Consider the following 15,257-nt stretch of genomic DNA (forward strand, 5'->3'; position numbering starts at 1 on the left):
GGTCCGCCAGTTCGCACGTGGCCGTATGGCGCGGGTCGACCACCACCACCTTCATCTCGGGCCGCGCCTCTTTGGCGCGCATGATGCGCTGGAACAGGATCGGGTGGCACCACGCGGTGTTGGAGCCGACCAGCACGATCAGGTCCGCCGCTTCCAGATCGTCGTAGCAGACGGGCACGAGATCTTCGCCAAACGCGCGCTTGTGCCCCGCTACGGCCGACGACATGCACAGCCGCGAGTTGGTGTCGATGTTGGCTGTGCCGATAAAGCCCTTCATGAGCTTGTTGGCGACGTAGTAATCCTCGGTCAGCAACTGGCCGGACACGTACAGCGCAACAGCATCCGGGCCATGCTCGTCGACGATGCGGCGCAAGCCCTGCGCGACGGTATCGAGTGCGGTGTCCCACGACACGCGGTGCAGCGGCGCAACGGGTGCGTCCGGATCATGCAAGCGCTCGCGTATGGCCGGATACAGCAGGCGGCCATCCAGGCTGATGGTTTCGCCCAGCGCGGAGCCCTTTACGCATAGGCGCCCTGCGTTGGCCGGGTGCGTCGGGTCGCCTTGGATGCTGACGCTGCCGTCTGCTTGCGGGGTTGCCAGCACGCCGCAGCCGACGCCACAGTATGGGCAGGTGGTGCGCACGGCGTCCGCTATTGGGTGAAGGGGGATGGTGGTCATCGTCGTCTTTGTATTGCTTTGCGTGGGTGGTGCATCCTTTGTTTCATCCCCTGCCGGGGCGGGATTTGGTGGTCCATCCCCGGTTTCGTCCCCTGCCGGGGCCGACTCACTTTCTTTGGTCTTGCCCAAAGAAAGTAAGCAAAGAAATGCGCGCCCGAGATGGCGACCCCCTCCTTGAATTTTTGTAAGCGGGCGGGGAAGGAGGCAAACTCGCTGCGCTCAAACAAGCCTCCTTCCTTTTTCCGCCGGCTTACAAAAATTCAAGGCGCCATCTAGGGCCGGAAAGTCAAAGGCCAAACCATCTCCGTGCACGCGGTGTCGCCGAGTTGCGCTTTGGTCGAGTCGCCTTGGTTCATCACGCGGCCTCTGCTTCGCAGAGTGCTCGGCCGAACAACAGGCGCTGGCGGATCGGCGTGATGGGCGTCTGGCGCTGGATCAGGTCGAAATACCACGGGCCGTCGGCCACGTCGCCGTACAGCACTGCGCCGACCACGCGGTCTTCCTTGAGCACGAGGCGCTTGTAGACGCCGCGGCGCGGGTCGCGCAGCACGATGTCTTCGGTACCCTCGCCGCCGATGAAGTCGCCGGCTGAGTAGAGGTCGACGCCCGTGACCTTGAGCTTGGTCGCCGTGGCCTGCTGGATGTAGCGGCGGTGGCCAGCACCAGCCAGATGCGCGGCACACACACGGGCCTGGTCCCAGATGGGGGCCACCAGGCCGAAGGTGGCGCTGCGGTGCTGCACACATTCGCCCACGGCGTAGATGCGCGGGTCGTAGGTCTGCAGCGTGTCGTCGACGACGATGGCGCGTTCGCAATGCAGGCCGGCGGCACGCGCGAGTTCAATGTTGGGACGTACGCCGGCCGTCATGACGACGAGGTCGGCGGGAATCTCGGAGCCATCTTTAAAACGAATGGCCGTCACGCGATCTGTGCCGAGCAACTCAGCCGTGTGCGCGCCCAGTAGGAAGCGCAGGCCCTTGGCCTCCAGCGCCTTCTGCAGCAACTGCGCGGCGGGCTTGTCGAGCTGGCGCTCCATCAGCGTGTCCGGCAGGTGCACTACGGTCACGTCCATGCCCTGGCGCATCAGACCGTTGGCCGCCTCCAGCCCGAGCAGACCACCGCCGATGACCACCGCATGCCGATGGTTGCGCGCCGCCTCCAACATCGTCTCCACGTCCTGAATGTCGCGAAACGCGATCACGCCCGGCAGCATGTGACCCGGCACCGGCAGGATGAAGGGTCGCGAGCCGGTGGCGATCAACAGGCGGTCATAGCGCATCTCCACACCATCGCGCGAGCGCACCGTACGGCGCGGCCGGTCGATAGCGACCACCGGATCGCCCGCATGCAGCGTGATGTGGTGCTGCGCATACCACTCGCGCGTGTTAAGCATGATGTCGTCAACCTGCTTCTCGCCCGCCAGCACGGGGGATAGCAGGATGCGGTTGTAGTTACCGTGCGGCTCTTCGCCAAACACGGTGATGTCGTACTGGTCCGGCGCCAGCTTGAGCAGCTCTTCGACCGTGCGCATGCCGGCCATGCCGTTGCCGATGACGATGAGCTTGGGGCGCACAGACTCGGTGTTCATACCAACACCCATACCTTGCCGCCTTCGACCTTTGCGGCATACGCATGCACCGAGTTGGCCGGCGCCTCAAGGCACTCGCCTGTCGCCAGATCGAAGTGCTGCTTATAGATGGGCGAAGCCACAACGATGCGATCGCCCAGACTGCCGACCAGCCCACGTGAGAGCACGGCCGCATCGGAGTTCGGATCGTAGTTGCCGATGGCGTAGACACGCTGCGGTGTGTCGCCCCCGACATGAAACACAGCGACTTGCTCATCGCCCACCAGCGCGCACACGCCGGTGTTCGGGACAATATCGTCCAGGGCGCAGATGGGGGTCCAGCGGTTGGCTTGCATGGCGATTTCCTTGTCCTCAGGCACTCAGGCAGCTTCAGCAACAACAGGAATGCGCACGGGGCGCGTCTTGCTGCGCTCTTCCAGCGTGGCGGGGCGAACCTGGCCGCGCTCTTCAACGAAGACGACGTTCGCATCGTTCGCGTCGCTGTTGACGAAGTGGCGGAAGCGCTTGCGCACGTCCGGGTTCGTCACGGCGGTCTTCCATTCGTCTTGGTAAGTGTCGACCACGTGCTGCATCTCGGCTTCCAGTTCAGCCGCGATACCCAGCTTGTCGCTGATAACCACGTCCTTCAGATAGTCCAGTCCGCCTTCCAGGTTGTCGCGCCACGTGCTGGTACGTTGCAGGCGGTCTGCCGTGCGCACGTAGAACATCAGGAAGCGGTCGACGTATTTGATGAGCGTGTCTTGGTCGAGGTCCGCCGCCAGCAGTTCGGCATGCCGGGGCTTCATGCCGCCGTTGCCGCACACGTAAAGGTTCCAGCCCTTTTCGGTGGCGATGATGCCGACGTCCTTGCCCTGTGCTTCAGCGCACTCACGCGTGCAGCCCGACACGCCAAACTTCAGCTTGTGTGGTGAACGCAGGCCCTTGTAGCGGTTCTCCAGCGCCACCGCAAAACCCACTGAATCGCCCACGCCATAGCGGCACCATGCGGAGCCCACGCACGACTTCACCGTACGCAGCGATTTGCCATACGCGTGGCCCGATTCAAAGCCGGCTGCGATCAGTTCTTCCCAGATCAGCGGCAGTTGTTCGAGGCGCGCGCCGAACAGGTCCACGCGCTGGCCGCCGGTGATCTTGGTGTACAGGCCGTACTTCTTGGCGACCTGGCCCACGGCGATCAGCCCATCGGCCGTCACCTCACCGCCCGGCATGCGCGGCACCACGGAGTACGTACCGTCCTTCTGGATGTTGGCAAGAAAATAGTCGTTGGAATCCTGCAGGCTGGCGTGCTCTTTCTTGAGCACAAACTCGTTCCAGCACGAAGCCAGGATGCTCGCCGCTGCGGGCTTGCAAATATCGCAGCCCATGCCCTGGCCGTGCGCTTTGAGCAGCGCCTCGAACGATTGGATGCGGCCCACGCGCACCAAGTGATACAGCTCCTGGCGCGAATACGGGAAGTGCTCGCAGATGTGGTTGTTGACGGCCAGGCCTTGCTTCTTCATCTCGGCCTTCATCACCTGCGTCATCAGCGGCACGCAACCGCCGCATGAGGTGCCGGCCTTCGTCGCATCCTTGAGCGTGCCCACGGTGGTGGCGCCGCTGCACACGGCCTGACACAGCGCGCCCTTCGACACGTCGTTGCACGAGCAGATCTGCGCGCTGTCAGGCAGCGCATCCACGCCCAAGCCTGGGCGAGTGTGGCCATCAGCCTGCGGCAAAATCAGGAATTCCGGCGCCTCCGGCAACTCGATGCGGTTGAGCATCATCTGCAGCAGCGTGCCGTATTCGGCTGCGTCGCCCACCAGCACGCCGCCCAGCAGGTACTTGCCGTCTTCCGACACCACCAGCTTCTTGTAGATCTGCTTGCGCTCATCGGTGAACTGCACGCTGCGGCTACCCGGCGTCGAGCCTTGCGCGTCGCCCAGGCTGGCCACGTCCACCCCCATCAGCTTGAGCTTGGTGCTCATGTCGGCGCCGGTGAAGGTGGTTTCTCCATCAGCGGCCAGAATTCGCTTGGCAGTGATGCGCGCCATCTCGTAACCCGGTGCCACAAGGCCGTAGACCTTGCCGCCCCACAGTGCGCATTCGCCAATGGCGTACACATCCGGCGCGGAGGTACGGCATTCGGAGTCGATCACGATACCGCCGCGCTCGCCCACTTCCAGGCCGCAGGCGCGTGCGAGTTCGTCACGCGGGCGGATGCCGGCGGAGAAGACAACCATGTCGGCATCCAAGTGCGTGCCGTCGGCAAAGCTCAGGCGGTGCGTACCGTCTTCACCGTCAACAATCTCCACTGTGCTCTTCTGCGTGTGGACGGTCACGCCCAGGTCTTCGATCTTCCGGCGCAGCATGCGACCGCCGCCATCGTCCACCTGCATCGCCATCAGGCGGCCGGCAAATTCCACCACGTGCGTCTGCAGGTGCATGTCGCGCAGGGCCTTGGCGCATTCCAGGCCCAGCAGGCCACCGCCAATCACCACACCGGTCTTGGCGCGCTGGCCGCACTCGGCCATTGCCTCCAGGTCTTCGATGGTGCGGTAGACGAAGCAATCCTTGCGGTCCTTGCCCGGCACTGGCGGCACGAACGGTGAGGAGCCCGAGGCAATCACCAGCTTGTCGTACGGCAGCACCTCGCCGGTAGAGGTTGTCACTGTTTTGGCCGTGGTGTCGATGGCGGTAGCGCGCACATTCAGCTTGAGCACCACGTCGTCGCGGTCAAAGAAGCCGGGGGCCACCAGCGAGAGGTCTTCCGCCGTTTTGCCGGCAAAGAATTCCGACAGGTGCACACGGTCGTACGCGGGGCGCGGCTCTTCGCACAGCACCGTCACGTGCAAGTGATGGCCGGGGGCATGCAGCAGGCTTTCCAGAAACTTGTGGCCTACCATCCCGTGGCCGATGACGACGATCTTCATGGTCATGGCGCTGTTCTCCTTAGGCATTGCCGGCCGCTGCCAGCGTGTTGTCGTACAGCGCCTGTTCACGCGCCTTGTGTTCTGCCGAGAAGCGCACCGCGATCGCGCAGACGGCGGAGGTCGCCACCAGCACGCCCAGGATGGACAACGTGGCCTGCGTATCGCCCATGCCCTTGAGCAGGAAGCCCGCCGCCACCGCGCCGGCGTTGCCGCCCGCGCCGATGATGCCGGCCACGCCACCCAGCGCGCGGCGATCAATGAACGGCACCAGCGCATACGTCGCGCCGCACGCCATGTGGGTGAACAGGCCAAAGCCGAGCATGGCCAGCACCGCCACCGTGGCACTGCCGGCGTGGGCAAAACCAAACAGGCCCAGGCCCTCGCCCACCATCAGCAGGCACAGCAGTTGGGTGCGGGCATCGAGACCTCGCTTGGCCGCCACGCGGTCCGACACGATGCCGCCCAGTGCACGGGCAAACAGCGCCAGCAGGCCGAAGCTCGCCGCGGCCATGCCGGCAGCCGAGAGCGACAGCCCAAAACGATCAACATAGAAAGTCGCCGCGATGTTATGGATGAAGATCTCCACGCCAAAGCACGCGCCGTAGGTGATGAACAGCAACCACACGCGGTAGTTGCCGGCTGCCGTGACGAAGCTGCCCCAGCCGCCTTTCTTGCCACCGTCGATGGTCTTACCGGCGGCGCGCAGCTCATCGAAGTTGCCTTCTGGGCAATCCTGCGTGTACCGCCAGTACAGCGCCGCGACGATCAGCATGGCCACACCCGGCACCACCATGGCGAGGCGCCAGCCCAGGCTTTGCGTCACGCCCATCATCACGATGGCGGTCAGCAGCAGCGGCATCGTGCCCTGCGCCACGCCGCCGCCCGCATTGCCCCAACCAGCCGCCGCCGCGTTGGCGGTACCCACCACATTGGGCGCGAACATGACCGAGGTGTGGTACTGCGTGATGACGAAGCTCGCGCCAATCGCACCAATCGCCAGGCGGAAGAACAGGAACGCCTCGTAGCTCTGCGCCGTTGCCACACCCAGCACAGGGACGGCCCCCAGCACCAGCAGCCCGGTATAGGTTTTGCGCGGGCCGAAGCGGTCGCACAAGGGGCCGACAATCAGCCGCACAAGAATCGTCACCGCCACCGCTGCAATGTTGATGTTCGCGATCTGCCCGGGGGTGAGATGAAACTCGCCCTTGAGCACCGGCATAAGGGGCGCGCAGGCAAACCACGCATAGAAGCACACGAAGAACGCGAGCCACGTCAGATGAAAGGCGCGCATCTGCGGCGTGCGCAGGCTGAACAGATCGATTCGGGTGGCTTTGCCGGTCATGTCGAATCCCGCTTCCGAAAAAAAGAAAGGCGCCCGAGAACCGGGCTGCACTTGCCAGGTTCTGGGACGCCGTTGTCCAAATGGCCCTGAGCACCAGAGCCTTCACCACGAAGAGCGCGAATCGCCATTGACCCGCGCAACGGTGCTATGCAACAGGTGTGCCAGCACCTAGAACCCTTGATCTGTAGAGGTTTACCGCGAGTGTGCACGGCCGCCGTGCCTCGCACGCGGGCAGCGGGAAGCACGGTTTCGGTGCGTAAGCGATTCCTTATGGTGCGACACAACAAACGCGGCGCGCGTCAATGGAAGACGATCGACGCACCACGCGTGAGCGCCAAAAGAACGCTGAGGTAGATACGGAAGGGGGTCAGTACCCGTGCGTAACGAGCGACAGCACCGACAGATCCGGATGCGTGCCGTCGACAATGCTGCGCGCGACGTGCACAGCCTCCTCCATCGCAGCTTCCGGGCTGCGGAAGCTGTCGTCGCCATCGGCTTGGAAAGGCACCACGTGGCCGGGCTGCGCAGGGTTGGCGCCGGGGTGGCAGACGTAACCGGTATAGGTGTATCGGGTGTTGTCGGCCCGGATTGGGCTGGGCGACACGTGAATCTCGAACCCTTCGTAGAGTTCTTGCGGCGGAGATAGCTGGTCAGACATGGTGGTCTCGCTTGGTTAGCGTGTGCCTGCCGCGCCTGCGCTTGTGGCGCGGCTTGGCTGTCTTGTACAACCAGTCTAGGTGATGCGGAGCGTTGTGGAATTCGGCGGTTTTTGGGGTATTGGGGCACAACGGCCAGGCCCCGCCGGGGGCCTTGGCCGCACCCCTATCGCTACGCGCGTTTGATGAGCCGGAGGATGAACAGCAGGATCACCGCACCAATCACCGCCGTGATGATCGAGCCGATCCACCCGCCGCCCATCGAGATGCCGAGCACACCTGCCAGCCATCCACCGATGAATGCACCAACAATGCCGACCACGATGTCGACGAAGATGCCAAAGCCGCCACCCTTGACCAGCAGACCGGCCAGCCAGCCAGCCACTGCGCCAATGATCAACCAGGCAATCAAACCGTGTGAGGCCATGTTTCCGCTCCAGAGAATGTGCGTTGTGAGGGACGTTGCTGCATAGGCATAGTAGGCGAAGACAGCGCAATCGCCATGTGGCGACTACGCTGTTTTTGCAATTACCGAGTGCATGCAACGGCTCACGCGCAAACGCAAAGTGACTCAACGGAACACGTTCACAGCCTCCACCAGGCGCGTGGCCTGAATACGCAAACCTTCCGCCGCCGCCGCGCTCTGCCCGACCAGGGTAGCGTTTTCCTGCGTGACCTGATCCAGGTGGTTGACCGCCTGGCTGACCTGCGTGATGCCATCGGTTTGCTGCGCAGTGGCCAGGCTGATGTCAGCGATCATGGACGACACCTTTTTGACCTGATCGACGATGTCTTCCATGGTCTTGCCTGCCTGATCAACCAGCCGCGAGCCCGACTCCACCTTGTCGACGCTGGTGCCGATCAACGCCTTGATCTCCTTGGCCGCGCCGGCGCTGCGTTGCGCGAGGGCACGCACCTCGCCGGCCACCACCGCAAAACCACGCCCCTGCTCACCGGCGCGCGCAGCCTCCACGGCAGCATTGAGCGCCAGGATGTTGGTCTGGAAGGCAATGCTGTCGATCACGCCGATGATGTCGGCAATCTGCTTGGCGCTCTGCGAAATCGCGCTCATTGTCTCCACCACCTCTTCCATGGCACGCCCACCGTTGAGCGCAGCCTGCGTAGCCGCGCCGGACAGCGTGTTGGCCTGCCCAGCCGTTTCCGCATTGCTGGCCACCGTGGCAGTCATCTGCGTCATCGAGCTGGAGGTCTCTTCCAGGCTGGCCGCGGCCTGTTCAGTGCGGATGTTGATGTCGCCATTGCCCTTGGCGATCTCCTGGCTGGCCGATTGCACGTTGATGACCTGCTCAGCCACGTCGTCGATCAGCCAGCGGAACATCAGGCCCAGCTGGCTGATGGAGCGCAGCGTCATGCCGATCTCGTCCACGCGGTCTGCGATGGCGACTTTGCGGCTCTCACCTGAGGCCACATTCAGGGCCAGCTCCTGGAGCTTTTCGAGCGGCGTGGCGATCTGCACCTTCAATGACCACGACGCGAGCGCCAATGAAAACAAGATCGCCGCTGCAAAGCCGCCGAGCGCCGCCCCGGACAGGCCGAACGCCCACGCCACCGCAATCAGGGTCGGTAGCAACGACAGGAAGGTCAGGCGGATACGCCAGCGCACAGGCATCACCTGGAAGATCGAGCGCCAGGCCATCCACCCGGTACGCACGATCAGCCCCTTGTGGAACTTGCGGCTGCCTGCCTGGCCGGTACGGAAATCCTTGTACAGCGCCTCGGCAGCGGCAATCTCCTCGCGCGTGGGTTTGGTGCGCACCGACATATAGCCCGTCGCCTGGCCATTGCGCACCACCGGCGTGGCATTGGCGCGCACCCAGTAGTGATCGCCGTTCTTGCGGCGGTTCTTGACCAGCGCCGTCCAAGGCTGTCCTGCCTTGAGCGTGGCCCACATGTCGGCAAACGCCTCGCGCGGCATGTCCGGATGACGCACGATGTTGTGCGGCTGGTTTTCGATCTCCTCTCGCGAAAAACCACTGACCTCGATGAACGCAGCATTCGCGTAGGCGATGTAGCTCTGTGTGTCGGTGGTCGACATGAGCGTGGCGTTGTCGGGGAACTCGTATTCGTGTTGGGTCACCGGTTCGTTGACACGCATGATGGGGCTTCTCCTTGCTGATTTGTTTTGCAAACGAATTTTCGGCAAGAAACTGAATTTATTAAGACAAAAATCCCCCCCTCTTTCGGAGGGTACCAACCAAAAACAGGTCAGCCTCTGTATAAATCCGTAGATGAGAGTGACTTTTATCTATTGCAATTCGACACGCCAATCGACATTCAAGATGTCATATCAGGTCAGCAAAAACCCCTTATACAGCAAGGAATGTGATGCTCAACCTTCATTATCTGTGTCAATGGAAAACGCGGCACAAAGGTAATCCTTTCCTCACTCATGAGAGCCGTTTTTATTATTCAAAAAAATAACCTTTGATAATTACTCATCTGGGTTAATTTTCTAATTTTTACCGCATAACTGCCTAGTCAACATCAATCGCCATACGTTTGCTTGACAATTTCATTCACATGAAAAGGCCCTAAGAAGTGCGGGAAGATGGAGGCGCATGCCATCCGGTCGGCGACCTGCTGCGACGCTCACTTGCGGGGTGCCGCGACAGCGCGCCGCATTGTGCAAGCGCACAAGACGACTAAACTTTCAGAAATTCCTGAAAATTGAGAAAGATCAAAACCATGCAACTTTCTCCCTTGAAACAGCGCTTCGTCCTGCACTTTGGCGAGATGGGCAGCCGCTGGGGCATCAACCGCACGGTCGGGCAGATCTACGCCCTGCTCTACGCCGCGCGCGAGCCGATCAACGCCGACGAGATTGCCGAGGCGCTCGGCTTCTCGCGCTCGAACGTGAGCATCGGCCTGAAGGAGCTGGAGTCGTGGAAGCTGGTGCGCCTCTCGCACAAACCTGGCGACCGGCGCGAATATTTCTCTGCCCCCGACGACATCTGGACCATCTTCCGCACGCTGGCCGAAGAACGCCGCAAGCGTGAGATCGACCCCACGCTCACGCTGCTGCGCGACGTGATGCTCGAATCCCCCACCGACCCGGATGACCGCCACGCCCAGGCCCGCATGAAGGAGATGTACCAGCTCATCACGCTCATGACCAACTGGTTTGACGACGTACAGAAGCTGGATGCCGACTCCTTGCAGCAGCTCATGAAGATGGGCGCCAAGGTCCACAAGCTGCTGGAAGTGAAGAACAAGCTGGCCGTTGTCGTTGGTGGCGGCAGCAAGAGCAAGTAGTCAGCACCTGAGAAGAACCATGTCACTCGATCCTGTTGTACTGGCGCGCATCCAGTTCGGCGCCAACATCACCTTCCACATCCTCTTTCCCACCATCAGCATTGCACTCGCATGGGTACTGCTGTTCTTCAAACTGCGCTATCGCAAAACGGGCGATGAAGCCTGGATGGCCGCGTATCGCCTGTGGGTGAAGGTCTTTGCGCTGACCTTTGCGCTGGGCGTCGTGTCGGGCGTCACGATGAGCTTTCAGTTCGGCACCAACTGGCCGGGCTACATGAACACCGTGGGCAACATCGCCGGGCCGCTGCTGGCGTATGAAGTGCTGACCGCGTTCTTTCTGGAGGCGAGCTTCCTCGGCATCATGCTGTTCGGCACGGGCCGCGTAAGCCAGCGCGTCCATACGTTCGCCACATTCCTCGTCGCGCTGGGCACGACCATCTCGGTGTTCTGGATCATCGCGCTCAACTCATGGATGCAGACGCCCACCGGCTACGTGATGATCGACGGCCGCGCGCATCCGGAAAGCTGGCTGGCGATCATCTTCAACCCGTCGTTCCCGTACCGGTTCACGCACATGCTGCTGGCCTCGGGGCTGACGGTGTCGTTCCTGCTGGCGGGGCTCTCGGCGTATCGCTGGCTGCGCAACGACCGTGGCGCCGACGTGCGCGCCGCCCTCAAGACCGGCGTGGTGCTGGCTGCAATGTTGATCCCCTTGCAGATCGTTGCAGGCGATGCGCACGGCCTGAACACACTGGAGCACCAGCCGGCCAAGCTGGCCGCCATGGAAGGCATCTGGCAGACCGAGCGCGGCGTGCCAGCCGTGCTGTTCGGCATTCCGGACGAAGCCACGCGCAGCAACCATTTCGAGATCGCCGTGCCCAAGCTGGCGTCGCTGTATCTCAAGCATTCGCTCGATGGCGAGGTGCGTGGGCTGGACCAGTTCGACCAGCATCCGCCCGTGCTGCCGGTGTTCTTTGCGTTCCGCCTGATGGTCGGCGTGGGGATGCTGATGCTGGCCGTGTCGTGGGCAAGTGCCTGGCGCCTGCGCCGTGGTGGTGAGTTGCCGCGCTGGCTGGCACGCACCCTGGTGGCGATGACGTTCTCCGGCTGGGTGGCCGTGATCGCCGGCTGGTACGTCACGGAAATCGGCCGCCAGCCGTGGCTCGTCTACGGCGTGCTGACCACCGCGCAAGCCGCCTCCACCGTGCCCGCCCAGATGATTGGCAGCACGCTGGCGATGTATCTAGCGCTGTACGCCTTCCTCATCGCCTCGTACATCGGTGTGGTGTTCTACCTGGCCCGCAAGGCCGGCGGCGCCATCGACCCGACTGACGCCGACGTGCCAGCCAAGCACAGCCCCCAACCTTCCGCCCCCGTCGCGAGCCACGCATGAGCACCATCCCTGACCTTACCCAACCCGCCGGCTGGCTGCCGGTGGTCTTCATGGCCCTGATGGGCATTGCCGTGCTGGCCTATGTGGTGCTGGACGGCTACGACCTGGGCGTCGGCATCCTGCTGCGCCGCGCCGATGATGCCGAGAAGGACACGATGATCGCTTCCATCGGCCCGTTCTGGGATGCGAACGAAACCTGGCTCGTACTCGGCGTCGGCCTGTTGCTGGTGGCGTTTCCTGCTGCGCACGGCGAAATCCTGGGCGCGCTGTACCTGCCCGTCGCCATCATGCTGTTCGGGCTGATCCTGCGCGGCGTGGCATTCGACTTTCGCGTCAAGGCGCGCGCACACCACAAGCCGTGGTGGAACCGCGCGTTCTATGCGGGCTCAGTCATCGCCACCGCGGCACAGGGCCTGATGCTGGGGCTGTACATCACGGGCTTCCAGTACGACACGGCCAACGTCATCTTTGCACTCTGCACGGCGGGCGGGCTCATTGCAGGCTACCTGCTGCTAGGCGCCACGTGGCTCATCATGAAGACGGAAGGCGCGCTGCAATTGCGCGCGGTGCAGTGGGCGCGCGGCAGCCTGTGGTTCACCGCGCTGGGCGTGGCTGCGGTGTCGCTGGCCACACCGTGGGTCAGCACACGCGTGTTCGACAAGTGGTTTGCATTGCCCAACATCATTCTGCTGGCGCCCGTGCCGCTGGTGACGATCGCGCTGTTCGGCCTGATCGACTGGGTGCTGCGCCGACTGCCCAAACAGATCGCCAAGGGAGATGAACACCTGATCTGGGCGCCCTTCGTGGGCACCGGCGCGATCTTCCTGCTGGCCTTCAATGGCCTGGCCTACAGCCTGTTCCCGTATCTGGTGGTGGACCAGCTCGACATCTGGCAGGCCGCCAGCGCGCCGGAGTCGCTCGAATTCATGCTGGTGGGTGTGGCCATCGTGCTGCCGACCATCGTTGGCTACACGATCTACTCGTACAAGGTGTTCCACGGCAAGGCGACAGAGCTGCGGTACTACTGAGATTGACGACGCGGCGGGCAGGCATTTAGGCTCACAGCCTTTCCCCTCTCGCCCGCACACGCCATGATCACCTGCTACCTCCGCTACATCATCAATCCGGCCCGGCTTGTTGAGTTCGAGACCTACGGCAAGATGTGGATTCCGCTGGTCGAGAAATTTGGCGGCCAACACCACGGCTACTTTCTGCCGTCCGAAGGCGCAAACAACGTCGCGCTGGCCTTGTTCTCGTTCCCAAGCCTCGCGGCATACGAGGTCTATCGGGAACAGTCGAAGCGCGACCCTGCGTGCATCGCCGCCTTTCAATATGCAGACGAAACCGGCTGCATCGTCAGTTACGAACGCAGCTTTTTCCGCCCGGTGTTTTCCTGACCCGCCACACAAACATGCCAACCATTCATCTGGTGGAAGGACCTGTTGGTGCGGGAAAGACAACCTACGTTGAACGCCTGCGCCATCAGCATCGTGCACCGAGCCTGATCCTGGATGCGTGGTTCGTTCAGTTGTTCAGCCCGGACCGGCCCGCCGACGGCCTGTTGCCGTGGTACATCGAACGGAAGGAACGTTGCCTGTCGCAAATCTGGGCAACGGCCAGCGACATCCTGGACGCCGGACACGATGTCATTCTTGAACTCGGCCTGTTGGAAAAAAGCAGCCGCCAACGCTTCTACGCGCGCGTTGAAGACACAGGTCACCCGCTCAAGATCTACGTGCTGGACGCCTCCAGAGATATCCGCCGCGAACGGGTTCGTACGCGTAATCGAGAGAAAGGTGCGACGTTCGCCATGGAAGTCCCAGATGCATTTTTCGAGATGGCGAGTGATCGGTGGGAGCCGTTTGATGACATGGAGCAGGAGCTGTACGACGTGCGCCTGATTACAACCGGCTGATCAGCCCATCACAGGCCATACGACGCCCCATACACACCCAATCGCCGCACAGGTATCAGCCAACCGTCGCCTCAAACACGCGCCGATAGTTGCCGCCAAGAATCTGCCCCACCTCTGCCTGCGTGAAGCCTGCCTGCAGCAACGCAGCCGCCAGCGCAGGCAACTGCTTGTAGCTGGTGAATACCGGCGGCTTGATGAAGCCCAGCATGTCGGTACCCAACCCCACGTGCGCCACGCCCACCACATCCACCATCCGCTTGATGCCCGTCGCCATGGCATCCAGGTTGGGGAAGTCCGCCGCATTGGGCCATACGCCGATCACGCCGCCCGTATCCGCCACTGCGCGCGCATGCTCTGCCGAAATCAAACGGCTGCGCGCCCTCAGCGATCCTGAGAGCGCCGTGTGCGACAGCACCAGCGGCTTGGTCGTGGTTGCCGCTGCCCGCTTGACGAGGTCATACGTGCCGTGCGCCACATCCACGACAATGCCCAGCGTGTTGCAGCGTCGTACCACCTCCGCACCGAAGTCCGTCAGACCGCCATGCACAGGTGGCTCGGTCTGGATGTCGCCAAGCTCGTTCACACGGTAGTGCGTGAGTTGCAGATGCCGCAGACGATGCTGTGTGTAGGCCTCGTCCACACGCTCAATGCGGCCCTCCAGAAAGTCAGCACCCTCCGACGCAATGATGACGCTCGGCCCCTGTGTGCCAACGTCCGCCAACGATGCGGCATCCGTCACCACGTGCAGTTGCTCTTTGTCGATCAAGCGTTGGGCACGCGCAAACTCGGTCATGCCAAGCTGGTACAGCTCACCGGGCTCAGGCGTACGGAAGGCCTCGAAGCGGTTGCCGCTGGCCGCCACGTGCACGGCAGTGGTATCGGTGACGATGGCCAGGCAGATGACGTTCATGCCGCCCGTGCGCATCGGCTCAGCTACCGGCAGAAACGGCCGGTTGGCGCCGATCTTGGGATCGCGCGAGACGATCACGCGGCCGGCATGGCTGTGGATGTCGATCGTGAGTGCGCCCGGTAGTGGCGTCCAAGTGGTATCCGCCCCGGCTTCGCCTTCGGTGTAGTTGGCAAAGCGGCCAGGCGCGCAGGCCGCCAGCCCCAACGCGGCGCCGGCGGCCAGGAACACGCGGCGGCTCACGCGTGCCGATTGGGCCGCGGGCTGAGCTGCCGTCGGTGCGGCTGTCACCAGTTGATAGCGCCAGCCCGCCGGATCATCCTGCAAGCGCAGCAGGCGGCCGCGCAAGCGGATAACGTCATCGCCCATGCGCACCGGCTGCGTGGCGAACACCTCGATACTCGTCGCCGGACTGCGTGGCATGCAGCCGCCACAGCAAGGCGCGTCTGCCGAGAGCAGAAAGTAGCTTGCCGACTGCGCGGCCGCATCGAGCGGCATCGCCCAACCTTCCATCTCGACGATGGTGTCGTGCAAGGCATCCGCCCCGCGTGTCTCGATGAGGGTCCAGTCGATCGGCATGTGCGCTCCAAGGGGT

The 15,257-nt window shown here is 62.9% G+C and carries 14 protein-coding genes; 5 read left to right on the forward strand and 9 right to left on the reverse strand.

All coding sequences use genetic code 11. The annotated features are described in order from the left end of the window. From JHD73_RS08405 to JHD73_RS08440, 8 genes are all read right to left on the reverse strand, one after another. A partial coding sequence (locus JHD73_RS08405; RefSeq protein WP_199029680.1) for a molybdopterin-dependent oxidoreductase occupies positions 1-679 on the reverse strand: 679 nt, incomplete at its 3' end. A gap of 355 nt (positions 680-1,034) precedes the next feature. Beyond that, positions 1,035-2,267, reverse strand: coding sequence for an NAD(P)/FAD-dependent oxidoreductase (locus JHD73_RS08410; RefSeq protein WP_199029682.1), 1,233 nt, complete (start codon positions 2,265-2,267; stop codon positions 1,035-1,037). Further along, on the reverse strand, positions 2,264-2,602 hold the full coding sequence (gene nirD / locus JHD73_RS08415; RefSeq protein ID WP_199029684.1) for a nitrite reductase small subunit NirD: 339 nt from the start codon (positions 2,600-2,602) through the stop codon (positions 2,264-2,266). Before nirD ends, JHD73_RS08410 begins: the two co-directional genes overlap by 4 nt. Positions 2,603-2,626: 24 nt before the next feature. Next, complete coding sequence (nirB, locus tag JHD73_RS08420) at positions 2,627-5,182, reverse strand: nitrite reductase large subunit NirB (protein WP_199029686.1); 2,556 nt, start codon at positions 5,180-5,182, stop codon at positions 2,627-2,629. Between the two features lie 13 nt (positions 5,183-5,195). Further along, entirely contained in the window at positions 5,196-6,518 is a 1,323-nt protein-coding gene (locus JHD73_RS08425; RefSeq protein WP_199029688.1) for an MFS transporter, read from the reverse strand. 367 nt (positions 6,519-6,885) lie between these two features. Further along, positions 6,886-7,176: a hypothetical protein gene (locus JHD73_RS08430; RefSeq protein WP_199029690.1), complete on the reverse strand. Its 291-nt coding sequence runs from the start codon at positions 7,174-7,176 to the stop codon at positions 6,886-6,888. Positions 7,177-7,346: 170 nt separating this feature from the next. Then, entirely contained in the window at positions 7,347-7,601 is a 255-nt protein-coding gene (locus tag JHD73_RS08435; RefSeq protein ID WP_199029692.1) for a GlsB/YeaQ/YmgE family stress response membrane protein, read from the reverse strand. Positions 7,602-7,745: 144 nt separating this feature from the next. Continuing rightward, positions 7,746-9,290, reverse strand: a complete 1,545-nt coding sequence (locus JHD73_RS08440; protein WP_199029694.1) for a PAS domain-containing methyl-accepting chemotaxis protein — start codon at positions 9,288-9,290, stop codon at positions 7,746-7,748. A 590-nt stretch (positions 9,291-9,880) separates the two neighbouring features. Here JHD73_RS08440 and JHD73_RS08445 point away from each other — a divergent pair. The 5 genes from JHD73_RS08445 (at position 9,881) to JHD73_RS08465 (ending at position 13,755) form a co-directional block, all read left to right on the forward strand. Continuing rightward, complete coding sequence (locus JHD73_RS08445) at positions 9,881-10,447, forward strand: GbsR/MarR family transcriptional regulator (protein ID WP_199029696.1); 567 nt, start codon at positions 9,881-9,883, stop codon at positions 10,445-10,447. Between the two features lie 19 nt (positions 10,448-10,466). After that, on the forward strand, positions 10,467-11,840 hold the full coding sequence (locus tag JHD73_RS08450) for a cytochrome ubiquinol oxidase subunit I (RefSeq protein ID WP_199029698.1): 1,374 nt from the start codon (positions 10,467-10,469) through the stop codon (positions 11,838-11,840). Next, positions 11,837-12,868, forward strand: coding sequence for a cytochrome d ubiquinol oxidase subunit II (locus JHD73_RS08455; protein ID WP_199029700.1), 1,032 nt, complete (start codon positions 11,837-11,839; stop codon positions 12,866-12,868). Before JHD73_RS08450 ends, JHD73_RS08455 begins: the two co-directional genes overlap by 4 nt. A gap of 63 nt (positions 12,869-12,931) precedes the next feature. Then, on the forward strand, positions 12,932-13,237 hold the full coding sequence (locus JHD73_RS08460) for an NIPSNAP family protein (RefSeq protein ID WP_199029702.1): 306 nt from the start codon (positions 12,932-12,934) through the stop codon (positions 13,235-13,237). A 14-nt stretch (positions 13,238-13,251) separates the two neighbouring features. Then, complete coding sequence (locus JHD73_RS08465; RefSeq protein WP_199029704.1) at positions 13,252-13,755, forward strand: AAA family ATPase; 504 nt, start codon at positions 13,252-13,254, stop codon at positions 13,753-13,755. A 55-nt stretch (positions 13,756-13,810) separates the two neighbouring features. On the opposite strand, the gene JHD73_RS08470 is transcribed toward JHD73_RS08465, so the two are convergent. Next, on the reverse strand, positions 13,811-15,241 hold the full coding sequence (locus JHD73_RS08470; protein ID WP_199029706.1) for a dipeptidase: 1,431 nt from the start codon (positions 15,239-15,241) through the stop codon (positions 13,811-13,813). Positions 15,242-15,257 lie beyond the last annotated feature (16 nt).

Origin of the sequence: Ralstonia sp. ASV6, from assembly GCF_016429285.1 — a bacterium.
GTDB lineage: Bacteria > Pseudomonadota > Gammaproteobacteria > Burkholderiales > Burkholderiaceae > Ralstonia > Ralstonia flaminis.